This window comes from Bradyrhizobium sp. HKCCYLRH3061 (genome assembly GCF_051168015.1).
Classification (GTDB): Bacteria; Pseudomonadota; Alphaproteobacteria; order Rhizobiales; family Xanthobacteraceae; genus Bradyrhizobium.
On record NZ_JBNPUE010000002.1, the window covers coordinates 399068 to 419127 of the forward strand.

Annotated in this window: 24 protein-coding genes and 1 tRNA gene; 10 read left to right on the forward strand and 15 right to left on the reverse strand. The window is 66.6% G+C overall.

What is annotated here, in order from left to right:
- Positions 1-196 precede the first annotated feature (196 nt).
- On the forward strand, positions 197-712 hold the full coding sequence (locus ACQR2C_RS05710) for a hypothetical protein (RefSeq protein WP_434880668.1): 516 nt from the start codon (positions 197-199) through the stop codon (positions 710-712).
- Positions 713-1108: 396 nt separating this feature from the next.
- Positions 1109-1921, forward strand: a complete 813-nt coding sequence (locus ACQR2C_RS05715; protein ID WP_434880771.1) for a dienelactone hydrolase family protein — start codon at positions 1109-1111, stop codon at positions 1919-1921.
- 103 nt (positions 1922-2024) lie between these two features.
- Here the strand turns inward: ACQR2C_RS05715 and ACQR2C_RS05720 are convergent, their stop codons facing one another.
- The 3 genes from ACQR2C_RS05720 to ACQR2C_RS05730 all read right to left on the reverse strand — a co-directional run bounded on the left by ACQR2C_RS05720 (position 2025) and on the right by ACQR2C_RS05730 (position 3203).
- Positions 2025-2177 carry a hypothetical protein gene (locus tag ACQR2C_RS05720; RefSeq protein ID WP_315801393.1) on the reverse strand — a complete coding sequence of 51 codons (153 nt, stop codon included), beginning with the start codon at positions 2175-2177 and terminating at the stop codon, positions 2025-2027.
- A 130-nt stretch (positions 2178-2307) separates the two neighbouring features.
- On the reverse strand, positions 2308-2607 hold the full coding sequence (locus tag ACQR2C_RS05725; protein WP_315801068.1) for a hypothetical protein: 300 nt from the start codon (positions 2605-2607) through the stop codon (positions 2308-2310).
- Positions 2608-2765: 158 nt separating this feature from the next.
- Entirely contained in the window at positions 2766-3203 is a 438-nt protein-coding gene (locus ACQR2C_RS05730) for a hypothetical protein (protein WP_434880669.1), read from the reverse strand.
- 75 nt (positions 3204-3278) lie between these two features.
- Between ACQR2C_RS05730 and ACQR2C_RS05735 the strand changes: the two genes are divergently transcribed.
- Complete coding sequence (locus ACQR2C_RS05735) at positions 3279-3542, forward strand: hypothetical protein (RefSeq protein ID WP_434880670.1); 264 nt, start codon at positions 3279-3281, stop codon at positions 3540-3542.
- 38 nt (positions 3543-3580) lie between these two features.
- Positions 3581-3748 carry a hypothetical protein gene (locus ACQR2C_RS05740; RefSeq protein WP_434880671.1) on the forward strand — a complete coding sequence of 56 codons (168 nt, stop codon included), beginning with the start codon at positions 3581-3583 and terminating at the stop codon, positions 3746-3748.
- A gap of 31 nt (positions 3749-3779) precedes the next feature.
- On the opposite strand, the gene ACQR2C_RS05745 is transcribed toward ACQR2C_RS05740, so the two are convergent.
- Positions 3780-4310, reverse strand: a complete 531-nt coding sequence (locus ACQR2C_RS05745; RefSeq protein WP_434880672.1) for a gamma carbonic anhydrase family protein — start codon at positions 4308-4310, stop codon at positions 3780-3782.
- A gap of 83 nt (positions 4311-4393) precedes the next feature.
- Positions 4394-4723: a DUF6949 family protein gene (locus tag ACQR2C_RS05750; RefSeq protein WP_009027540.1), complete on the reverse strand. Its 330-nt coding sequence runs from the start codon at positions 4721-4723 to the stop codon at positions 4394-4396.
- 196 nt (positions 4724-4919) lie between these two features.
- On the opposite strand from ACQR2C_RS05750, the gene ACQR2C_RS05755 reads away from it, so the two are divergent.
- Entirely contained in the window at positions 4920-5618 is a 699-nt protein-coding gene (locus ACQR2C_RS05755; protein ID WP_315801073.1) for a hypothetical protein, read from the forward strand.
- Positions 5619-6009: 391 nt separating this feature from the next.
- Here the strand turns inward: ACQR2C_RS05755 and ACQR2C_RS05760 are convergent, their stop codons facing one another.
- Together ACQR2C_RS05760 and cysE are read right to left on the reverse strand one after the other, a co-directional pair.
- The gene (locus ACQR2C_RS05760) at positions 6010-6222 is read right to left on the reverse strand and encodes a DUF3126 family protein (RefSeq protein ID WP_006611186.1); all 213 of its coding nucleotides are present in this window, start codon (positions 6220-6222) and stop codon (positions 6010-6012) included.
- 277 nt (positions 6223-6499) lie between these two features.
- On the reverse strand, positions 6500-7330 hold the full coding sequence (cysE, locus tag ACQR2C_RS05765; RefSeq protein ID WP_315801074.1) for a serine O-acetyltransferase: 831 nt from the start codon (positions 7328-7330) through the stop codon (positions 6500-6502).
- A gap of 495 nt (positions 7331-7825) precedes the next feature.
- Between cysE and ACQR2C_RS05770 the strand changes: the two genes are divergently transcribed.
- Positions 7826-9154 carry a hypothetical protein gene (locus tag ACQR2C_RS05770; RefSeq protein ID WP_434880673.1) on the forward strand — a complete coding sequence of 443 codons (1329 nt, stop codon included), beginning with the start codon at positions 7826-7828 and terminating at the stop codon, positions 9152-9154.
- A gap of 109 nt (positions 9155-9263) precedes the next feature.
- Here the strand turns inward: ACQR2C_RS05770 and ACQR2C_RS05775 are convergent, their stop codons facing one another.
- Positions 9264-10013 (reverse strand): alpha/beta fold hydrolase, encoded by a 750-nt coding sequence (locus tag ACQR2C_RS05775; RefSeq protein ID WP_315801075.1) that lies wholly within the window; start codon positions 10011-10013, stop codon positions 9264-9266.
- 147 nt (positions 10014-10160) lie between these two features.
- Positions 10161-11312, reverse strand: a complete 1152-nt coding sequence (locus tag ACQR2C_RS05780) for a hypothetical protein (RefSeq protein WP_434880674.1) — start codon at positions 11310-11312, stop codon at positions 10161-10163.
- Positions 11313-11604: 292 nt separating this feature from the next.
- Here ACQR2C_RS05780 and ACQR2C_RS05785 point away from each other — a divergent pair, with 292 nt between their 5' ends.
- A complete protein-coding gene (locus ACQR2C_RS05785; RefSeq protein WP_315714692.1) occupies positions 11605-11847 on the forward strand; it encodes a zinc-finger domain-containing protein in 243 nt (80 codons plus the stop codon).
- Positions 11848-11857: 10 nt separating this feature from the next.
- Complete coding sequence (locus ACQR2C_RS05790) at positions 11858-13057, forward strand: FAD-dependent monooxygenase (protein WP_316215988.1); 1200 nt, start codon at positions 11858-11860, stop codon at positions 13055-13057.
- 15 nt (positions 13058-13072) lie between these two features.
- Here ACQR2C_RS05790 and ACQR2C_RS05795 read toward each other — a convergent pair whose 3' ends face one another.
- The gene (locus ACQR2C_RS05795; RefSeq protein ID WP_315801077.1) at positions 13073-13528 is read right to left on the reverse strand and encodes a hypothetical protein; all 456 of its coding nucleotides are present in this window, start codon (positions 13526-13528) and stop codon (positions 13073-13075) included.
- 412 nt (positions 13529-13940) lie between these two features.
- Here ACQR2C_RS05795 and ACQR2C_RS05800 point away from each other — a divergent pair.
- Positions 13941-14027 (forward strand) — tRNA-Leu (locus tag ACQR2C_RS05800).
- A 36-nt stretch (positions 14028-14063) separates the two neighbouring features.
- Here the strand turns inward: ACQR2C_RS05800 and ACQR2C_RS05805 are convergent.
- From ACQR2C_RS05805 to ACQR2C_RS05820, 4 genes are all read right to left on the reverse strand, one after another.
- Positions 14064-14789, reverse strand: a complete 726-nt coding sequence (locus ACQR2C_RS05805; RefSeq protein WP_315801078.1) for a Crp/Fnr family transcriptional regulator — start codon at positions 14787-14789, stop codon at positions 14064-14066.
- 231 nt (positions 14790-15020) lie between these two features.
- Positions 15021-15680 (reverse strand): glutathione S-transferase family protein, encoded by a 660-nt coding sequence (locus ACQR2C_RS05810; protein ID WP_315801079.1) that lies wholly within the window; start codon positions 15678-15680, stop codon positions 15021-15023.
- Positions 15681-15710: 30 nt separating this feature from the next.
- A complete protein-coding gene (locus tag ACQR2C_RS05815; protein WP_315801080.1) occupies positions 15711-16196 on the reverse strand; it encodes an SRPBCC family protein in 486 nt (161 codons plus the stop codon).
- Complete coding sequence (locus ACQR2C_RS05820) at positions 16189-16518, reverse strand: ArsR/SmtB family transcription factor (RefSeq protein ID WP_315801081.1); 330 nt, start codon at positions 16516-16518, stop codon at positions 16189-16191. The genes ACQR2C_RS05815 and ACQR2C_RS05820 overlap by 8 nt, the downstream gene beginning before the upstream one ends.
- A 221-nt stretch (positions 16519-16739) precedes the next feature.
- Here ACQR2C_RS05820 and ACQR2C_RS05825 point away from each other — a divergent pair, with 221 nt between their 5' ends.
- Positions 16740-18143: a methyl-accepting chemotaxis protein gene (locus ACQR2C_RS05825; RefSeq protein WP_315801082.1), complete on the forward strand. Its 1404-nt coding sequence runs from the start codon at positions 16740-16742 to the stop codon at positions 18141-18143.
- 127 nt (positions 18144-18270) lie between these two features.
- Here ACQR2C_RS05825 and ACQR2C_RS05830 read toward each other — a convergent pair whose 3' ends face one another.
- Positions 18271-19884: an ABC transporter substrate-binding protein gene (locus ACQR2C_RS05830; protein WP_434880675.1), complete on the reverse strand. Its 1614-nt coding sequence runs from the start codon at positions 19882-19884 to the stop codon at positions 18271-18273.
- Between the last annotated feature and the right edge of the window lie 176 nt (positions 19885-20060).

A 20060-nucleotide genomic window follows, 5' to 3' on the forward strand; every position in this document is an offset into this window, starting at 1 on the left:
AACCGCTGCGACCGCGCGATTTCGGGCTTGCAGGCCTCGCTTTTGTCGGATTTCCTAATCAAACCTTGACGACTTGGTTCGTTCGCCAGATGCACGATTTGCGGGCTCGGCGGACAGCGTTCTCTGCTCGAGTTTTTCGCCTCTCCCAGTTTTCGGGAGGAGCATCCGAAGCTTTTTCAATTTGGGTGGTTTCGTGATGAATCCGGTGACGCGCGACACCAGACGCTACCCCGAGAAGCTCAGCCCGAGCCCCGTCAAGGGCGCCCAGCCGATCGCGCTCGCCGCCGCGACGCTCGTGGTGCTGGTCGCGGGCATCGGCGGCATCATGTTGTGGCGTGCCTATGGCGGCGCGCCGGAGGCCGAGCGCGGCGCGGTGACGCGGCAGTTGCAGGCGCGCACGGTGCAGGCATCCGAGCAATTGGTGGAGAAGACCAAGGGCCTGGAGGCCACCCAGCAGGAATCGATCGATCAGTTGCAGATGATGCAGGAGCAACTGCAGAGCATGCGCCGCCTGCTCGCGGCCCAGCAGGCCGACACCAAGCGGCTGTCGGACCAGGTCTCGACCCTGAAGGACTCCATCGATGGCCTGCGCCAGTCCTTCGCCAGCACGCAGAGCTCGGAGCAGGCCGCGCCTGCTCCGCGCAACCGCAGCATCCGCGACCGCGCCCATGCCAGCCGCAGCGGCCATCGGCATCGTCGCAACCGATCCTGAGACGCCCGGTTCTGACGCCTGCTCGTAGAATTCCTGCCGAATTTTCCCGGGACCCTGTGAAGTGCTTCACAGATTGAAACCGGGAGTCACGCCATCCTGCCTGCACCGGATGGCGAGCCAATTTCAGGATGGCACAGGGCCAATTTCAATATCCGGGGCTGGCAAGGTCGTTGGCGCCATACTGCGCCGACGGCCTTGTTCTTTGTGGCGGCGCGTTCGACCGCCCGGAACGGATCCGACGACCGCGGCTCTCCGGCTGGTGACTTGCTTTTCCCAGCTAATTCTCGGCTCAATGCGCCCTGAAGACGCAGAGGAGCCCCCATGTCCGCCGATCCAGCACTGACGTCCGATGTCATCGGGCTGACCACAGTCGCCCCCTTCTCACGCCGCGGCTTCATGACAGCGTCCGCTGCCGTGACGGCCGGCTACACGCTGGCTGCCGGCCCGGTGCGGGCCGAGGTCGTTATCACCGACACCAATGGCCTGAATGCCGGCGATGCGAAGATCAAGGTCGGCGACCGCGACATGCCGGCCTATTTCGCGCGCCCCGCCAGCGCCAGCAATCCACCCGTCGTGCTGGTCGCGATGGAGATCTTCGGCCTGCATCAGTACATCAAGGACGTGACGCGTCGTCTCGCCAAGCTCGGCGCGCTCGCCGTGGCGCCGGACTACTACTTCCGCAGCGGGACCGACCTCACCAAGATCACCGAGATCAAGGACCTGCTGCCGATCGTGAATGCCAAGCCCGACGCGGAGCTGCTGTCGGACCTCGACGCCACCGTGGCCTGGGCCAAGTCGCAGGGCGGCGACACCTCGCGTCTCGGCATCGTCGGCTTCTGCCGCGGCGGCCGCAACGTGTGGGAGTATGCGGCGCATAGTTCGGCGCTGAAGGCGGGCGTTGCGTTCTACGGCCCGCTGATCGACCCGCCCAATCCCGCCTGGCCGAAGAGCCCGACGCAGCTTGCGCCGGAGATGAAGGCGCCCGTGCTCGGCCTCTACGGCGAAGCCGACACTGGCATTCCCGTCGCCAGCGTCGAGGCCATGAAGGCCGCGCTCGCCGCCAACAAGAAGACCGCCGAGTTCAAGATCTATCCGGGCGCGCCGCATGGCTTCCACGCCGACTATCGCCCCAGCTATCGCAAGGACGCCGCGGAGGACGGCTGGGCGCAGATGCAGGCGTGGTTCAAGAAATATGGCGTGCTGAGCTGACAGCCGCGGCCCGGGGCGAGCGAACACGGAAGACTGCCCCGCGAGACTTCCCGCAAGTCGCTTGCCGGCTGTCGCTTGCGCTCGGGCGCCGGACCGGCGGCTGTTAGCGCGGCCGACGATCGTCGCGACGAATCTTCGCCAGCTGCCTGCCGCCCTGCTCGAGCTCCCAGGCCATCCAGACCAGCGCGGCGCCCAGGCTGACGACGACGCCCATGAAGACAAACGTGAGTTCAGGGGATGTGAGTGTGTTCATCATGCCTGGATCCCATGCAAGCGTTGCGCCAGCTACTTCTCCGTTGCCGCTCCGCCGATCGGAGCGGCGACGAATGGTCACGAGATGTCGTTAAGGCGAAGTGACCGGATCGGCCGGCCGCCTCGCCCAAGCTTCATTCACACACCTCGACGTTGCGATAGCGCCAGCCGTGCGCTGTCCGCACACGCTTGCGCGCGACGTAGCAGCCGCCGAGATCCTCGTAGGTGTACGGGTAGTAGTAGGGATAGCCTCCGTATCCGTAGTAGCCGGGATAGCCAAAACCGAAGCCGAACCCGAGTCCGAAACCCGGGCCAAAGCCATGATGGCCGAAGCCATGATGGAAACCGCCCGGCCCGTGCGCCGACGCCATGCCCGGCATCATTGCCGCCGCAATCACGGCACCCGCCAACAATCCCATCAATCTCTTGCGCATCGATCCGTCTCCAAATTCAACCGGCATGAAAGCGTCAGTGTACTCGGTGCTCCCAGCCGGAAGTCTCTAAGCCGGATTTGGAACAGCGCGCGGGCAAACCCGCTCACATCTGCGCGATCTCGATGTCGTTGCGTGACGTCTGGAGCGGCGGGCAACATTCAGCAACCGCGACAGATGCTCTTCACCTTCCGGTCGACCGCGTTGTTCTCCTGCTGAATCTGCACATCGGTCGCATCACCGGTACGGTTCGGGCCTGTTGCAGCGGTCCCTCCGTCTCCTCCATGACCCAAGCCGATCGTGACAGCGGAATTGCTCGCCCCCGCCCCGCTCGCGCCGGAGCCGGACGATTGCGCCGTGCCCAGGCTGTTAGTCCCGTTGGTACCTGCCGCGCCCGGTTGCGATGACTGTGAGGGATTGCTGCCGCTTCCGGCGGTCCCGGTCGTGCCGGCGCCGGCGGCCCCCGCGCTCGGCGCGCCGCCGCCGCTCGCTCCACCGCCAGCGCCGCCCGCACCGCCGCCACCGCCTTGCGCGAACACCGCAGTGGCCGTGCCGAGGCCTGCAATCACGATCAAAGTGCTCAATGAAAACCTGGCCATGGGACCGTCTCCCTTTACACTTCAACCCGACCGGACGGACCGCGTTCCGGAACGAATGTTGATCGGAGAGGATTGATGGGGCGAGGAGAGCAAGGAGCCGTGCGCAAGCTGATCGCCTTTGACGAGGACACGTTCGACAAGCTCAAGCAGCTGGGCCGCGATCAGATGCTGAGTCTGCAGGACCTCGCCGACGAGGCGTTCATGGACCTGTTGGAAAAGCACGGCGTGCCGGCGGATCTGAAGGACGCGCTGCGCAAGAGCGCTGCGGAGGATGGCGATGGCGCAGGCAAGCCTGCGCGCAAACGGAAGAACGAGCCGGACGACAAGTCCAGAAACTAGTCGAAGCCCAAACCGAAACAGAGGAGCAGGACATCAGCATGAGCACCGACCCCGATCCGTTTGAACAGGGCGAGCGCGCCGCGCGCGAGAACATTCCGGCCGAGGCCAATCCCTATCAGTACGGCAGCGAAAAGCATGCGCTGTGGGCGAGCGGCCACGAACGTGTCGCCAGCGCAGCGGAGGCAGGCGAATCCGAAGGGACGTGAGGAATCTCCGACAGCTCCATCGGCCGTGATGTCAGCCGATCTTCTTCAGACCCTTGGTGTAGCGCGGTCCCTTGGCGACATAGGCCTTGGCCGCGATGCCCATGCGCTCGACCTGCGCCGGCTCCAGCGTGCGAACGACACGCGCGGGCGCACCGATGATCAGCGCGTAATCCGGAAAATCCTTGCCCTCGGTGATGATGGCGCCGGCGCCGACGACGCTGCCGCGGCGGATGTGCGCGCCGTTCATGATGATCGAGCCCATGCCGATCAGGGCGTCATCCTCGACCGTGCAGCCGTGCAGAATGACGTTGTGGCCGACGGTGACGTTGCGGCCGACGCGCAGCGGAAAGCCGGGATCGACGTGACAGGTGGCATTGTCCTGGATGTTGGAGCTCTCGCCGATCTCGATCCAGTCATTGTCGCCGCGGATCACCGCGCCGAACCAGACCGTGACCTCCTTGGCGAGCTTCACCCGACCGATCACGGTGGCATTGTCGGCAATGTAGTAGTTGCCGTCCGCCGGCAGCTCGGGCGCCTGCCCGTCGAGTTCGTAGATGGCCATCGAGGTCTCCCGTTCGCAGGCGACCTTGGCACAGGCTCCGGAGCGATTTCAAGCAAACGCCGCGGCGGCGCCCGGCACGGGAACTAGGCCAGCACGCCCGCGGCGCGCAGCGTCATCACCACGAAGGTGCCGCACATCATGCTCCAGAAGCCGGCGATCACGGTCGCCAGCATCACGAACTCGAAGCGACGGCGCTCGATGCGGGCACCGCGCAGCGTGTTGCGCATGATGATGAAAGGCGCGGCGAACACCAGGAATGGCACCGCGGCGAACCGCCGGGGCGTGACGCCCTCCTGCAGCAGCTCGAAGCCCGGCGGACGTTCGGCATAGGCCTGGTAGCCGCTCGCCAAGGCGCCGGCCAAGGCGAAACCGATGAGGAGCGAGAACAGGGAATTGAACGCCTCTGCCGACATCGTACGCACTCACACACTTGCAAAACTGCCCGATGCTGGTTTGGCAAAAAGCGACCGCACCCGCCACATTATCCTTAAGGAAGGGTTAATGGCGGCCGCGGCCGGTGCGCGGCTCCCTGCAGGTAAGTTTCTGCAGAATGCCGCATCGCCGTGGCATAGTCGGCGCTGATTCGGTCCTTGAGATCCCCTGCCCGCCATGACGATGTTTTCGGTCCGCAGTGCCCGCCCTTCGAACGGACATGGCCACGCCGTGCCGATCATCCTGGGCTGCGTGCTGACGGCGGCCGCAGTCGCCCTCGTCGCCTACCTGCTCTGGCCCACCTGGCGCGCCAGCACCTTCAAGGGGCCCGAACGCCTGCCGGTCAGCATCGGCGGCACCGTGTTCAACGTGCCGGCGGCCGCCATCCGGGTGAAGATCCAGCGCCATACGGGGCCGCAGGAGCGCGTCGATCTCGGCTTCGAATATCCCTCGCTCACCCCGCCCGAGGCGCTGCATCACGTCAGCGCCGACCAGATCGACCAGGCGCCGCACCCGATCGATCGCATCTTCGTCTCGATATCGGCACATCACGACGCGATGTCGCCGGAGACGCGACTGAAGACGATCTATCCGCGCTATCTCAATCCGGCTGCCGTGCCGGTGCAGGACGGATTGAGCATGCGAAGCTTCCGCGCGGGCACAGCGTACGACATGGAGGATCTGTTCACGGCCGAGCAGCCTGTGCTGGTCGCCCGCTGCACGCGTGATGCCGCCACGCCGGGCATGTGCCTCAGCGAACGCCGTGTCGAAGGCGCAGATCTGACCTTCAGGTTTCCGCGCGGCTGGCTGTCACAATGGCAGGACGTCGCCGCGGCCATGGAGCGGCTGACGGCGCAGATGCATGCGGTGAAGTAGTTGGTCGTAGCCCGGATGAGCGCAGCGACATCCGGGCTCTCCGGCACAACGTGTGACCCCGCATGTCGCTTACGCTCATGCGGGCTACGCGATGCGCGCCGTTCTACTTACTCATAAGCTCATCCCCACGGCACTCGAGGGGCGGCCGATGAGCGTCGACACCTTGGCGAGGTTCTCGTGAATGCGCCCTCTCCTTGTGGGAAAGGGCATGGAGGACCGAGCGGCAAACGCACTTGGGTGAGGGGTATCTCGCGACGAGCGCCGCTGGCGGAGAGAGACCCCTCACCCAAGCGGCCCGTTGATAGGCCGGCGTCGCCCTCTCCCACGAGGGGAGAGGGCGCATTCACAGGCACCGCGCCTGATCGTGCATTCTCAAGCGTGGCGAAAGGATCTACTCTACCAGATCGTCTTCCAGGATCGCCATCTGGAACTGGAACGAGCGGTCGTCGTCCTCGTCGTCGACGAACAGAACGCCGATGAACTCTTCGCCGATATAGACTTCGGCGGAGTCTTCCTTCTTCGGCCGCGGCACCACACGGATCTTGGGATTGCCGAACACGCGCTTCAGATACGCGTCGAGCTTCCTGACTTCCTGAACGTCCACGGTGATCTCCAATCGACAGCGAGGTTTGCAGATGATGCGGACGCTACAGCGCGAACGTCCGTGTCCTTATGACTTCGACATTCCGGCCCAAGGATCGAGGCAAGACGAGCGGCGATGTCGAACGCACTGAAAGGGACGCCGTGGATCTCACATTCATTCCGCCAAGACAAACTCAAGACAAACGGCGGATCGTCAAATCCACAGACGCCGATGTGTTGGCACGAATTTCCCTGGATGAGAAGGTCTTGACTTCGCTGTCGACGGAGGCGGTCGCGGCTCAGATCCCGATCGCATTGATCATCTGATCCATGGTGCGCGACGGCTCCGCACAACCGGCCTCGCCGACGATCTTCGCCGGCACGCCTGCGACGGTGACGTTGTTCGGCACCGGCTTCACGACGACCGAGCCGGCAGCAATGCGCGCGCAATGACCGACCTCGATGTTGCCGAGCACCTTGGCGCCGGCGCCGATCAGCACGCCATGACGAATCTTGGGGTGCCGATCCTCGTTCTCCTTGCCGGTGCCACCGAGCGTCACGCCATGCAGAATCGAGACGTTGTCCTCGATGATGGCCGTCTCGCCGCAGACGAAGCCGGTGGCGTGATCGAGGAAGATGCCGCGGCCGATGCGCGCCGCCGGATTGATGTCGGTCTGGAACACGGCCGAGGAGCGGCTCTGCAGATAGAACGCGAAATCCTTGCGGCTGTTGCGATACAGCCAATGCGCCAGCCGGTGCGTCTGCAGCGCGTGGAAGCCCTTGAAGTAGAGCAGCGGATCGATGAAGCGCGAGGTGGCGGGATCGCGATCGTAGACGGCGACGAGATCGGCGCGGAACGCATGGCCGAGGTCCGGCTCGTCGCGCAGCGCGTCATTGAAGGTCTGGCGGATCAGGTCGCCCGACAGCGCGGAATGATCGAGACGGTCGGCGACGCGGTGCACGACCGAATCCTCGAGCCGGCCGTGGTGCAGAACGGTCGAATAGATGAAGGTCGCGAGCTCGGGCTCGCGGCGCACGATCTCTTCTGCCTCGTGGCGGATCCGATCCCAGATCGGATCAAGCGTCGCCAGCTTGCCGCCCTGCTGCGGATTGGTCTGATGGATAGCCATGGCTGCTTCTCGCAGTTTCAGTGGGCGGGCCTTATAGCACGGCGCATGGAACGGTGTCCTCTGCGGGCTGCGCGAGGCTGGGGGATCCCTTCCAGCCAGCCTGCTTGCCAGAGAACACGGGATTGAGACATTTTACGTCCCGCCGATGACGTTCCGGTTGCGCCGCCATGCCATTCGGCACCGCGTCGGCTCAAGGTGGGCAGCAGGAACCCGAAATCAAGACGATCCTCGGCGAAGCAATCGGTTCCGGCCCCCTGGCGGCTCTGCGGGAGGGCGACAAGGGGCGGGATACCGGCGGCTGCGGCAAAAAGGAACCACCCGGGGACAGAAGGCCGGCCATTCCCCCGTTCGATCACGGGAGCGGCTTTACCATCCATCGCTCTGCGTCTACTAGTGAATATCGCCCTGACCATATTTCGGCCACGGTGCTCCTGATCGGGGGACACGGGTATCAGTAACACTCAGATCCTGGACGAACGTGGGACGGAGGCCGGATTGGCCTGGCTCCCCGTCATCGTCATCCCGCTTTTCCTGGTCGCGCCGGCGCTGTGGAACGGCTACCCGCTGCTACAGTGGGACACCGGGGGCTACCTCGCGCGCTGGTACGAAGGCTATCTGGTGCCGAGCCGCTCGACCGTGTTCGGGCTCTATCTGCATTTTGGCGAGGGCTCGAGCTTCTGGCTCAATCTCGGTCTGCAGGCGCTGGCAACGCTCTGGATCCTGCAGCTCACCTTGCGCGTGCTGGGGCTGGCCCAGCCGCTGCGCCTGCTCTGGATCGGGCTGCTGCTGATCCTGACCACCGCTCTGCCCTGGCTCGCCAGCATGCTGCTGACCGACATCTTCGCCGGCCTGTCGGTACTGGCGCTGTACATCATGGTCGCGCACGCACGCCGGATCTCCATGTTGGAGACGTGCGCGCTGTTCGGCTTCGTGGCCTTCGCCTCCGCCACCCACAGCGCCACGCTCGGCGTGCTGTTCGGCCTGTGCTGCGTCGGCTGGATCGCCTATCCCTGGCTGCGCCGGCAGATCGCGCTCTCCGGCCTGGTCCAGGCCAGCATGACGATCGTCGCGGGTGCGGCAATGCTGCTCGCGGCCAACTTTGCCCTGTCCGGCCAGCTCGCGTGGACGCCGGGCGGCACCGGCGTCGCGTTCGGCCGCATGCTCCAGGACGGCATCGTGGCGCAATATCTGAAGGACCATTGCGCCCGCGAGAAGCTGAAGCTCTGCCCCTATCGCAACGAGCTGCCGCCTACCGCCGACGACTTCCTCTGGGGCAACAGCATGTTCAACAAGCTCGGCCGCTTCGAGGGCATGAACGACGAGATGGGCTTCATCGTGAAGCGGTCGCTCGCGGCCTACCCGCTGTGGCAGGCCAGGGCCGCCGCGGTCGCCACCGCCGAGCAGTTGATGCATGTGGCGACCGGCGAAGGCACCAATGGCTGGCTGCCGCATACCTATGGCATCATCGAGCGCTACGTCCCCTCGCAGCTCAAGAAGATGCGCGCCGCACACCAGCAGCATTGGGACATCAATTTCGCCGACGTCAACTGGCTGCACGTGCCGGTCGCGCTGGCCTCGATGCTGGCGGCGGCGGCGATCACGGCGCACGCGATCTGGCGCCGGCGGCGCGACGATGTGGCTTTGCTCGCCAGCACCGTGACCCTGGCGCTGCTGGGCAATGCCCTGATCTGCGGTGTCATCTCCGGCCCGCATGACCGTTACGGCGCGCGGATGGTGTGGATCGCCACCTTCACGGCGCTGATTGCGGCGGCGAGGTGGTTCAGCGGCGAGCGCGTGGACGGCTCGGCGGAACGCCTCCCGTAACCCGCTTGAGCGGCAGCCGAAGCCCAGAGGGCGAAGGCGGGAGCGACATGCGGGTTCACACGCGCCGCTCGGAAAACCCGGGGTCGCTGCGCTCGCCCGGGCTACGGCTTCAGCGCCGTGACAGGAAGTCGACGACCCCGGCCTTGTAGACCTTGTCGCCGACAGCGCGCATGTGATCGCGATTGGGGATGTCGAGCACTTCGGCACCGGGGATGAGCGCGCCGAGCGCCGGACCCGAGCCCGACACCTCGTCGGTGGTGCCGACCGCCACCAGCACCGGCACCGCGATGCGGCCGGCGTCCTCGCGCGAGATCAGGCCGCGCGAGCCGCGCATGCAGGCGGCCAGCGCCAGGCGGTCGGAGCGGGTCTGGTCGGCGAAGGCGCGGAAGGTGCGGCCCACGGGATCGGTCACGTCGTCGATCGACGGCGCCTCGAGCGCGACGGCGACGTTCTCGCCGGGACCGCCGCCTTCGATCATCGCCATGCCGATGCCACCGAAGATCGCCGAACGCAACCGCTCGGGCGCGGTCAGCGCGATATGCGCGGCGATGCGGCCGCCGAGCGAGTAGCCCATCACGTCGGCGCTGGCGAGGCCGAGATGATCCATCAGCGCCGTGACGTCGCTCGCCATCGCCGCGATCGAATACAGCGCGGGGTCGTACAGCTTGCCCGAATCGCCATGGCCGCGATTGTCGAGCGCGATCACTCGGCGGCCGTCCTTGCGCAGCTCGGAGGTCCAGGCCGGGTAGACCCAGTTGACGTTCTTGCTCGACGCAAAGCCATGGACGAGCACGATCGGATCGCCCTCCCCCTCATCGATGAAGGCAATTTCAACGGCGCCGTTGTGAAAGCTCGGCATCGGTCGCGAATCCCGGAACGCTGGAGTGAAGCTGGTCGGACGAAGTCTAGATCATGATGCGATTCCACGGAATCGCATCATGATCTTATCCCTTTGTTTGAGCATGATCTTTTCGGAAAACCGGCTTCCACTTTTCCGGATCATGCTCTAGCCGCAGGACGCGGTTGCGGCCAGTTCGGGAGCGGCGGACGCGGCCTGCATCCGGCGCAGGCGGCGCCGCCGGCTCCGGTCGAGCCAGGCCTGGGTGGCCCGCTCGGTCATCGCCTTCAGCGATGCGACGAAGCTGAGCAGCGTCATCAGCGCGCCGAACAGCCAGAGCGCGAGATTGAATGCCCCCGCGGTCAGCAGCAGCGCGCCGCGGCCGAGCAGCTTCAGGATCGCGCGCGTCTGGCCGCCCTTGGCCTCGGCGAGCCGCGCCGCGCGGGCGATGTCCTTCGGCCCTTCGGCGAGCTTGAGCGAATCCAGTGCGCCGCGCGTGCCGGCCTTCTCAGTGATGCGGCCGACATCCTTGGCGAGCCGCACCAGCGCGCCGGCCTTCTCGGCGCGGAACGCCGCGCGGATCGCGGTCGCGGTCTGGCCAGGACGAAGCACCGAGCCCGAGGCCACCGCCTGCTGCAACAGCGGCGCATCGACCACATCCCGCGCCGAGCGTCCGGCCCAGGCGGCGAGCCCCTCGCCGAGCCGGCCGACCTTTCGCGCATCCTTCACCAGCGTCAGCCCGGCCCGCACCGGCGCGGCAGTGCCTGCCGAGGCATAGGTCGCGGCAGTGACGGCAAGGCCGGCCGTGGCCAGGCCCAGCACCAGGCGGTCGGTCTCCTCGCCCATCACCAGATGCTTGCCTTCGCGCACCGCGTCGCGGATGTCGCCGAACACGAAGAGGTCGCCAGCCACGGTGCCGGACAGGCTCGCGACGTCGTCGGCCTGGCCGGTGACGAGCCCGGTCGCGAACCGCTTGGCGACGCTGGCCGGTGCCTTTTCGGCGGCCGCCGCATCGCTCACGCGCTGCACCAGCGCGTCATCGAGTGCCACCTGATGATCCCGCGCGAGCGCAACGAAGCTCTCGGCGAGATCGGGATCGCCGGCTTCGAGCGCATCCTTGATGCCGCTGCTGATGCGCGCCGGATCGGTCTGCAGTACGGAGGCGACCTGAAGCTCCGACAGCCTCGCCGGATCATCCTGCGCCGCGACGATGGCTCCGGCCCCATAGGCGTGCGGCCATATCGCAGCGCCGACCGCGGCGCTGACGGCAAGCCCGGCCAGCGCCAGACTGAGTCCCAGCTTGATTCGCTTCGAGATCACGCCGCCTTCACGTTTTCGCGGGAACGATGCGAAGAGACATAGTAATTTCCGTGCCTGACACAACGGCCTCGACGAAAGAAGGGCTTCTCGGCGGCCCTGAGTTTGTGTCGAATCCACAGGCCACAACATAACGGCGTGCGTTGCATCAAACGCGGGTTCCCAGCACTAGGAATTGGCATCAAGGCTCAGTATGGTCGCGCCGTTTTCGACGCGTGCGGCCGTGCGACCTCCGTCCCGTCCTGTTCCGTCGTGCTGACCGCATACGCTCCCGTTGCCACGCGAGGTAATACCGATGGCCGATAACATCGTCCCGCATTTCAACAACGATGCCGGTGTCCCCGTCATCGAGATCGGCTCGCATGAGTTCATGTGCGTGGGCGCCAATCCGCCGTTCGATCATCCGCACGTGTTCCTCGATCTCGGCAACGACAAGGAGATCATCTGCCCGTATTGCTCGACGCTGTACCGCTATGCGCCGGACCTCGCCGCCGGCGAGGCGCGGCCCCCGGAATGCGTGCTGAAGGACGTCGCCTGATCGGCGTGTCGTGGCATCGCGTACCGTCTATGTGGCGGGAGCCGGGATCGGCGGCCTGACGGCCGCGCTCGCGCTCGCCACCAAGGGCTTCCGCGTCGTCGTGCTGGAGAAGGCCGAACGGCTCGAGGAGGTCGGCGCCGGCCTGCAGCTGTCGCCCAATGCCAGCCGGATCCTGCTCGACCTCGGCCTCGGGCCGCGGCTGACCGCGCGCGCGGTGGTGCCGGACGCCGTCAGCATCATGAGCGCGCGGGCCGGCGGCGAGATCGCCCGCCTGCCGCTCGGCGAGGCCGCGAGCCGGGCAGCGGGCGCACCCTATTGGGTGATCCACCGCGCCGACCTGCAGGCGGCGCTGGCCGCGGAGGTGATGGCGCATCCGGACGTCGAGCTGCGGCTCGGCTGCCAGTTCGAGGACGTCGTCGCCCACGCCAAGGGCCTCACCGTGGTGCATCGCCGCGGCAATGAGCGCCGCCAGGACGTGGCGCTGGCGCTGATCGGCGCCGACGGCGTGTGGTCGACGGTCCGGCACCATCTGTTTCCGCAGGTCCGCGCCGAGTTCTCCGGCCTGATCGCCTGGCGCGGCACGCTCGACGCCCGGCAATTGCCGCGCGAACTGACGGCCGCGCGGGTGCAGCTCTGGATGGGTCCCGCGGCCCATCTCGTCGCCTATCCGATCTCGGCTGGCCGGCAGGTCAATGTGGTTGCGGTGGTACCGGGCACCTGGAACCGGCCGGGCTGGAGCACGGAGGGCGATCCGGGCGAGCTGAAGGCGGCGTTCGCGCCGCCGCGCTGGCCGGCGACGGCGCGGCTGCTGCTCAATGCGGTCGACGGCTGGCGCAAATGGGCGCTGTTCGGCGTCCCCGAAGGCATCGAATGGACCGAGGGCAGCGTCGCGCTGCTCGGCGACGCCGCGCACGCCATGCTGCCGTTTGCGGCGCAAGGCGCGGGAATGGCGATCGAGGATGCGGTGGTGCTGGCCAAGAGCCTGAGCGAGGCGCGCCCGGACGGTCCTGGCGCGATCCCGGCTGCGCTGAAACGCTACGCCAAGCTGCGCCGCCCGCGCGTCGGCCAGGTGCAGCGCACCGCGCGCAACCAGGGCCGGCTCTATCACATGACCGGACCGCTGGCGCTGGCCCGCGATCTCAGCATCAAGGCGCTCGGCCCGCAGCGCCTGTCGGCGCGGCAGAGCTGGATCTACGACTGGCGGCCGTAGGCGGAGAGCGCCGTCTCAGTAGACCGAGCCATCCCGCGGCAGGGTCGACGGCGTGCCCGCACCGGAGGCCATCGGCCGCGCGGGGCGCGCCGCCGGCTTGACCGGCCTCCCAGGCTTGGCGGCCGCCGGCTGCGGCGCCGGAGTTTCCTGGCACTTGTTGCGGCGCCAGGCCTCTTCGGCGAACTGGGTCTGGCCTCGGATCGCGATATAGTCGTTGCGATAGGCGACCTCGGCCACCACCGCGCCGCCGGCTCCGGTCTCCGCCTTGGCCATCAGGCCCTGCAGCTCGGCCGCGCGCCCGGCGAGCGCCTTGCGCTCGGCCTCGAGCTGCTTGCAGTCATAGAGCTCGTACTTGGCCGGATCCGCGAAGGCGGTCGACACACTGTCGCTCATGCCGGCGCAGCCCGACAGCAGCGATCCCACCCCGAGCAGTCCCGCGGCCAGCGCGACGCGAAGCCGATCGCTGGTCATGCAGCCCCGATCGTGCAGCGGCCGCGAGCCATGGGGTCGATCTTGGGCTCGATCTTGGGCCGATCGGTCGCGGACATCGGCCCGAACGGCGGCAGCATTCGCCTCTGCGATGGTCTTCGGATTCGTCACGCTCACCTCGCCCGACGACTGGTCCGCAAGGCATGCGGATCCGAATCGTTTTCTCGTGATGGGTCCGTGCCTTACAACGGCCGCTTCGTCCATGTCTTGCACCAGATGATCCCAGACCTGACAAAGCGCTTCAGCGCGAAGGCAATCTCAAAGCAGCTGGTGACGGCCGGATTGAGGCTTTACCAAGGCGCTCGCGCTGGCTTAAGCAGAGGATGAGCTTTGGAGTCAAAGTGCAACTCGTCCGGCGTCGACGGATGATGCGTCAGGTCTCCAAGATCAAAGCGCGGACGTGGCGGAATCGGTAGACGCAAGGGACTTAAAATCCCTCGATGGCAACGTCGTGTGGGTTCGAGTCCCACCGTCCGCACCAGCCCTGTGCACGCCTCGCTCGACTGCCCTGCCCGGCTCAGTTCAGCGCCGCCAGCCGCTCCAGCTCGGCGAGATCGGTGACCTCCAGCCTGCCCTCCGCGATCGTCAGGATCTTGCGATCGCGAAACAGCGCGAGCACGCGGCTGACATGGACCGAGGTCACGCCGACGGCGTCGGCGATGTGCTGCTGCTTCAAGGGAAACGGATAGCGGTGGTGCTGGACCACGCCGTCCACCGCGACCCGCCGCATCAGGCTGAGCAGCAGATGCGCGATCCGGCGCTCGGCCGGACGCTGGCCGAGCACGGTGATGAGCTCGTAGGAGGCTCGACCGTTGTCGCCGAGCGAGCGGAACACCTCCATCATGACCAGCTCGTCGGCACGGCACTGCTTGCGGACCTCCTCGCCATCGAGCCGGCTGACCTGGACCTGGGTCAAGGCCTTGGCCGAAAAGCTCATGCCTTTGGCGAAGATCGCCGCCGGCGAGAAGATGTCGCCCGGCAGCAGGAAGCGCAGGATCTGGCGGCCGCCATCCGACAACTGGATGTAACGGAATGCCCAGCCGCTGCAGAGCACGAGCACGTCGTCGCGCGCCTCGCTCTGGCATTTGATCTGCTGGCCGGCCCGGACGCTGAAGAACTGCTGATTGAGCCGCGGCAGCGCCGACTGCGCCCGGCAGGCCCTGAACAGCGCGGCACAGAATCCGGAATCGACGTGGGTGCAGGAGACGCAGCAGCCGGCGAGATCGGGTTCTGATCGCAGCATCAAGGGGTGCGCGCGCTTCCGTCCCGCCGACCCGGATTCGTCATCCGGTCATCGGGACGCTGTGGCGGTCGATCGGGGGCGGCGGATGCCGAAGCCTTCGACCTGCGTCGCAGCTAAAATGGAACCGGTCCGCAGCGATATAACCTGGATTAATCATGCGGCTGAAAGTCGCCCATCCGTCCCGACGGCCGTCGCAGCGCGACACCCGAAGCATGATCGACGCCGCTTGGCCTACGCCGCCTGCGCTCGCGCCGTCAGCTCCGCCATGGTGGTGGACTTGAAGCTCGGCCGCGCCTCCAGCCGCTCGATCCACGCGACGAGATTGGGATGGCCGGCGGTCAGCTCCGCCCATTCCGGCGTCAGCGACAGGAAGCTCGCCTGCGGCGCGGCCTGCAGATCGGCCAGCGACAGATGATCGCCGACCATGAATGGCTGCTCGCCGAGCAGCCGCGACAACTCCGCGATGACGGCTCTCGCCTGCGGCATCGCGCGCGCGATCGCAGCCTCGTCGGTGGTCGTGCCGAAGAATTGCGGGCCGATGATGCGCTGGAAGAGGATGACGTTGCACACGCCCTGGAACAGGTACCAGTCGCTGATGTTCATCACCTGGTCCATGCGCGCGGCCTGCCGGACATCCGCGGGCGTCAGGGCCGGCTCGGGCAGCACGCGGTCGAGATAGCGCAGGATCGCCTGGGTCTCGTACAACGCGAAGCCGTCATGCGCGAGCGCCGGCACGCGCCCGAAGGGATGACGCGCCAGATGCGCCGCCCCCTTGGAGTCACCCGGCGCCATCGCCGCGAGCCGATACGGAACGCCTTTCTCCTCCAGCGCAATCAACACGCTGCGCCCGAACGGGCTTCCCGGCACGGAATGGACGACGAACTCGGACATCACGATCTCCCCACGCTTATGATGAACTTCTCATGATGACGCCGGCGGCCGCTCGGCCTCGGCCAGGAAACGCTGCAGCAGCCCCGGCCAGCCGCCGTCGACATCCCGCCGCATCGACGCGCCGGCCTCGCTGCCCATGGTTTCGAACTTGTGGTGCAGCAGTTCGACCCGGGTCGCGTCCGGGCCCTCGGCCACGAACTGCACGTCGACCTCCGAGCGCATCGCGGCATCCGGCTTCCACTGCGCATCGACCTGCCACAGCATGATGAAGCGATGCGGCGGCTCCCACAGCGTGATGGTCGCGACCGTGGTCGCCGTGCCGTCCTCGGCGATCTCGAGCCAGTGGCCGCCGAGCTTCGGCTCCAGCAGCACCTTCTCGATCGGCTTGCGGCCAACCCCATGCGTATGCGGCCACCAGCGCGTCAGGCCGCGCGTGAACACGTCGAAGGCATGATCGATCGGCGCCCGGACATGGACAAGCTTCCGGACCGGCGCAATCACGGCACCCTCACTCATCGATCCTCCCTTTCGTCTGCCGATGCGTGCGCTCCGCCTCGATCTTGAAGGCGAGCAGCGCGTCGTCCCAGAAGCTGTCGAGCCAGTCGCGCAGCTCGGCCAACCCCTCACGGCGCAAAGCGTAGATGCGCCGCACCCCCTCGCTGCGTTCCTCGACCAGGCCGGCATCCTTCAGCACCTTCAGATGCTGCGAGACGGCCGGCCGCGACACCGGCATTCCCGCCGCAATCGCGTGGACCGGGCGCGGCCCGCCGCGCAGCCGCTCGAACACCTCCCGCCGCGTCGGGTCCGCCAAAACGTTCAGCGCCACTTCGTAAGTCATGACTTACTGTAAGCCAATACTTACCAAACTGTCAAGGATGCCGGCTCGACGCGGAACACGAAGTCTGATCCAGCAGATCTCGCCACCGCCGGTTGCAGGGAGAAACCCGCCGTTAACCACAACCGAACCACGGTGGAACCAACGGCTGCCGGCGTTCCGAGTCGATCACCTGCGTGCGACGTTCCGAGGCCAGCCGGGGCTCGCCATCAATGAGAGGCACGATGCTGGGATTCCGCAGCCGAAAGAACGAACCGTCGGATGCCCCGCCCGCCCCCGACACGGACGCACACGACGCCTTCCAGGACACGCTGGCGCGGTGCCTGGGCGACTGGGCGGACGGCAGGCTCAACCGCGATGTCGCTGATGTCGACGCTGCCGCGCTACGTGCCAGGCTCAAGCCGCAACTGATCGAGGCCATCCATCGCCTGGGCATCGCGCTGGCCACCCGCGCCTCCCAGGACCTGGATTCCATCGTCGACCTCTGCATCAACAGCAACGAAGCCTCGATCAGCGCGGCGCGCCTGATCGGCGCCTCCAACAATCAATCCGAGCGCTGCCAGAGCCTCGCTTCGGCCTCGGTGGAGATGCAGGCCTCCGTGCACACCATCCGGGCGACGTCGACCCAGGCTGCAGCCGAGGCCGCCGCGACCCGCCAGGCCGTCGAGGACAGCGTGACCGCGGTGCGGCGGACGTTGCAGACGATGAACGGCATCGCCAGCTCCGTGCGCGACACCTCGGCAAAGATCGCCGATCTCAGCGCCGCCTCCGCCGAGATCGGATCCATCGTCGGCACCATCGACGCGATCGCCAACCAGACCAACCTGCTGGCGCTCAATGCCACCATCGAGGCGGCGCGCGCCGGCGAGTTCGGACGCGGCTTCGCCGTCGTTGCGGCCGAGGTCAAGAACCTGTCGCAGCAGACGACCAAGGCGACGGAGGACATCAAGGGCCGCATCGAGCGGCTGCAGGGCGAGATGAGCGGCATCGTCGAGGCCATGGCCGGCGGCGCCAAGGCGGTCGAGGTCGGCATGTCCGAGATGGACGATCTGGCGCAGGCGATCGATCAGGCCGGCACCCGGACCGCGGTGGTCAGCACCAAGATGGACGAAATCTCCGGCATTCTCGCCGAGCAGTCCGCCGCGACCGACGAGGTCGCACAGGGCATCACCATCATCGCCGATCTCGCGACCGCCAATGCCAACGAGGTGATGTCGCTCGCGGACACCATGGGCAAGACGGACGCGAAGGTCGGCAAGATGCTGGGCGAGATCGCCAAGCTTTCGCTGGACCACCAGGTGGTGAGACTGGCCAAGGCCGACCACGTGATCTGGAAAAAGCGGCTGGTCGACATGTCGGTCGGCCGGCTGCAACTGCGCGCCGACGAGCTCTCCGATCATCACACGTGCCGGCTCGGCAAATGGTACTATGGCGAAGGCGGTCGGCGTTTGGCCGGGGATCCGGCATTCCGCAACCTCGAGCGCCCGCACGAGGCGGTGCACCGCCACGGCAAGGAAGCGGCGCGGCTGTTCAGCTCAGGGCACATCGAGGAAGCGCTCAATGAGATCGGCCGGGTCGAGGTCGCATCCAGCGAGGTGCTGGCGGCGCTGGACCAGATCAAGGCGTGATTGAAGATCGTCGTTCCGCGTGAGATGCGTAGCCCGGATGAGCGCAGCGACATCCGGGCTACGCATCTCACGCACGGCGGTGGCGAACCCGCATGTCGCTGCGCTCATCCGGGCTACACGACCTCCGCTACTCGCTCTTCTCGACGTTCCAGAACACCGGCACGGCCTGCCCTTCCAGCACGCCGGTGATCGACTTGCGCCAGGCGCTCGGCATGAACCATTGGCCGAGCGGCACGTAGATCACCTGATCGTAGACCTCCTGCTGAATCTGGGCGGCGATCCGCTTCTGGTCCTCCGGCTTGGTGGCCTTGGCGAAGGCGTCGCGCAGCTCCTCCATCTTGGGATCGTCGGGCCAGCCGAACGGGCTCTTCTGGCCGCGCGCGCCGACGAAGGTGCTGCCGATCGGATTGCCGGAGTCGGCGATCACCGAGTTGGTGAAGAACATGTTCCAGCCGCCCTCCTTCGGCGACTTCTGGCTGGCACGCCGCGTCACCACGGTCTGCCAGTCCGTCGTCTGCAGATCGACCTTGAAGCCGGCGGCGCGCAGCAGCTGCGCAGCGACCACCGGCTGCGCCTTCAGGGTGATCGCATCGCCCGGCGCGAGGATCACGACGGGCGTGCCGTCATAGCCGGCCTCGGCCAGCAGCTTCTTGGCCTGCTCCATGCCGTTGCCCTTCACCAGCGTCTCGGAGCCAACGTCGGATTCGAGCGGCGTGCCGCAGCCGAACACGGCGCCGCAGATCGTGTAGTACTTGGCGTTGCCGACCAGCGCGTCGAGCACGTCCTTCTGGTTCAGCGCCAGGAACGCCGCACGGCGGATTTTCACGTTGTCGAACGGCGGAAACAGGAAGTTCATGCGTCCCAGGGTCTGATAGCCGAACTTGTTCAGCACGTTCATCGACAGATCGGGATTGGCTGATAGCACCGGCTCGAGGTCGAGCGGCGGAAATTCCATGAAGTCGATATCGCCGGCCTGCAGCGCGTTGACGGCCGTCTGCGCATCGGGCATCGAGACCCACTCGACGCGATCGACCTTCACCACCTTGCCGCCGGCCGTCCAGCTCGGCGGCTCCTTGCGCGGCACGTAGTCGGTGTTCTTCTCATAGACCGCCTTCACGCCCGGCTGGAATTCCGCCTTGACGAACTTGAACGGTCCGGAGCCGATCTGCTCCGAGATCTGCTGGTTCGCGGGCGTCTCGGCGAGACGCTTCGGCATCATGAACGGTACGTAGGACGACGGCTTGCCGATCGACTCCAGCACCAGGCCGTACGGCTGCTTCAGCTTCAAGGTGATGGTCTTGGCGTCGGTGGCCTCGAGCGAGGCGGTCGCCTCCATCAGCTTCTGGCCCATGCTGTCGTTGCGGCTCCAGCGCCTCAGCGAGGCGACGCAGTCCTCGGCGGTGACATCAGTGCCGTCGTGCCACTTCAGGCCGTCGCGCAGGGTGAAGGTGTAGGTCAGCTTGTCGTCGGAGACCTTCCAGTCCGCCATCTGCGGCTGGACCTGAAACTTGGCGTCCGTCCCGAGCAGGGTGTCGTACACCATGTAGCCGTGGTCGCGTGTGATGTAGGCCGGCGTGAACACGGGATCGATGACGCGCAGGTCGGAATGCATCACTGCCGTGATCGTCTTCTTGCCGGCGGCGAAGGCCTGCGTCGTCACGCCCGCCATCGACACGGCCATGACCGCGGCGACGAACCGTGAAACGAGCCCGGATGCGGTCCGGCGCGGAGTATGTGACATGCGATCTCTCTTGGCGTGAGCTTTCATCCGATGGCCCGGGTCCCGATCAAGGCCCGACGAGGCGTCGTGCGTCGCGTCTGCAAACGCATCAGCAAACAGTCTCGGCGAGGAGACTTGCAGCAGTTCCATCGCAGGTCAATCGCCACGGGCGCATGGGTCGCCGCATCACGCGAATG